Raw genomic sequence first — 1,682 nt, forward strand, 5'->3', positions numbered from 1 at the left:
TCAATCTCATGCTTGGGTAAATTATTAGGATTGTTATTGATATGATGCTCAAATACCGAATCAGCAAATTTATCTTCTCTTGGCTTTTGCCATACCATATAAGCTAATTCTTCTAATTTATCAGAAGAAACTTTAAAATTGATAAGTTCATTTACAATTGAAACCCAAACAGCTTGAGCAAGGTTTAATTTTACCCATTTAGATTTCGACTCTTTATTAGTTTTATCAACTTGTTGAGCAGAAGCAAAAGGGATCAGTTTTTCTTTAATCCAATAATTAATGTTTTTAGAACTAACACCTAATTGACTAGGGTTTATATTTCTTTCTTCAAATACAGAATTTCCAATATGTGCAATGGTTAGTGGTGTCATATTATTGGGTTATTGAATAAAAACTATAGTAAAGATATAAAAATAAATAGAATAATCATATATTTGATATTAAAATAAGAAAATTAGAATTATATTGTATATAAATAATTGAAAAACAATAATATGAAATTATAAAATACAAAAGTATACTAAAGGTAAACAACCGGTATACTTTGAGTAGACCTTTAGTATAATATTAAATAAAACACAGAAATTATGGAAAACATTGTAGAATCCACAAAAAGCATCACATTAAGTTTTAAGACCACGGCTGAAGAGAAAACTGCACTACAACAAATAGCCAATGATAGAAATATCTCAAGATCAGAATTGATAGCCAGTCTAGTTTATGCCTATAAAAATAACTATGATTTTATAGGGAAGACATCTCCGAAAGAAGAGGAACTAAAACTACAATTAAAAGATATTGAGAAAGAAAATCGAAAATTAAATTTAGCTATAGAAAATGCAGAACACCGCATTGAAATGGAACAGAAGACAAACAGGAAATATATTAAGAAGCAACTAGAAATGAATAAAACCATTTTTGATTTACAAGACGAATTGAAAATTGCTCATGCTGAGATTAGCAGATTAAACGACGTATTGAATTTAAATAAAGAGAATCATTCTAGTGATTATAATTCTGAATTATTATATAGTTCCATTGGCTCACTAATATTATCAGGATTAACACTATTTCTTATACCTTCTATTTTTAAGAGTTAAAGATTTTTAGAAACAGTTTTACTAGCATTCAGATAAGTAATGGTTTTAAAAGTATCAGAATCAAAAAAGCATGATAGAAAGCAATTTTATATTTATAGTGCCACAGAATTTGGTCTAACAGTATAAAATTCTCTATTTACATAATTTCAAAAGTAATTGTTATCTAATTGTATTCTTCTTCTTGAAATACTATTAAAAAGTGTTGAAGTGTTTTTTATCTATTTAGTTTTTTAGCTACAATATACTTAGGAGGCCATATTTTTGGTGCTCCATACGTTAAAGGAGCATTCAGTAAGTGAAGGTAAGTAAAACAGGAATGCTGAATTTCAATTTCATCAATAAAAACTTGAGACCTATTAAATACATCTACTGCGCCTTTAACAGGAACGATAAACCCTTTCAATTGATATCCTGTTCCAACTTGCACATAGTTTGGAAGTGTATATTCTAGGCTGTCTATAATGGCTTTAAATCCATCAGGGCACAATACATAAGGAGGTTCTTTACCATATAATTGTTTTATTTTATCTAAATCTGCAAATCCCATAGGGACAATATCAAAGGGATTATAAACTCTTAAAC

General features: G+C 27.9%; 3 protein-coding genes. 1 reads left to right on the forward strand and 2 read right to left on the reverse strand.

Annotated elements, in window-relative coordinates; genetic code table 11:
• On the reverse strand, positions 1-371 hold a 371-nt coding region (locus IEW41_RS14380), incomplete at its 3' end, for a hypothetical protein (protein WP_188607073.1).
• 216 nt (positions 372-587) lie between these two features.
• Here IEW41_RS14380 and IEW41_RS14385 point away from each other — a divergent pair.
• Positions 588-1,100, forward strand: a complete 513-nt coding sequence (locus IEW41_RS14385) for a hypothetical protein (protein ID WP_188607074.1) — start codon at positions 588-590, stop codon at positions 1,098-1,100.
• A 214-nt stretch (positions 1,101-1,314) separates the two neighbouring features.
• Here IEW41_RS14385 and IEW41_RS14390 read toward each other — a convergent pair.
• Positions 1,315-1,682: hypothetical protein (locus IEW41_RS14390; RefSeq protein WP_188607075.1), on the reverse strand; the 368-nt coding region annotated here is incomplete at its 5' end.

The organism is Aquaticitalea lipolytica (assembly GCF_014641635.1).
Lineage (GTDB): Bacteria > Bacteroidota > Bacteroidia > Flavobacteriales > Flavobacteriaceae > Aquaticitalea > Aquaticitalea lipolytica.

Coding starts and splice junctions, on each gene's coding strand:
- IEW41_RS14385 (WP_188607074.1), top strand. CDS start 588: ATGGAAAACATTGTAGAATCCACAAAAAGCATCACATTAAGTTTTAAG.